Raw genomic sequence first — 344 nt, 5'->3', positions numbered from 1 at the left:
AGGCTTCGGTCTTGATAAATCAGAATTTAAGAAAGAAGCAGTAGTTGTGCATCCGAATGGTAATTCTTCGGTTATGAAAACAGGAGCATTAGCAATTGCAGCTATTACTTCATGTACAAACACGTCCAATCCGTATGTAATGCTTGGGGCAGGTTTGCTTGCAAAAAATGCGGTAGAAAAAGGATTATTGGTTCCTGATTATGTGAAAACCTCCCTAGCACCAGGTCCAAAGGTAGTTACCCGTTATATAGAAGATGCAGGATTAATGCCGTATTTAGATAAATTAGGTTTTAACTTAGTTGGGTACGGTTGTACAACTTGTATTGGTAACTCCGGACCTCTCC

General features: G+C 39.8%; 1 protein-coding gene. It reads left to right on the top strand.

Annotation, left to right across the window (positions count from 1 at the left end; translation table 11 throughout):
• On the top strand, positions 1-344 hold a 344-nt coding region (locus tag JKP73_RS22245), incomplete at both ends, for an aconitase family protein (RefSeq protein ID WP_234447174.1).

The organism is Virgibacillus salexigens, from assembly GCF_014905415.1.
GTDB lineage: Bacteria > Bacillota > Bacilli > Bacillales > Amphibacillaceae > Virgibacillus > Virgibacillus salexigens.
This window is presented reverse-complemented; position numbering and strand designations above follow the sequence as displayed.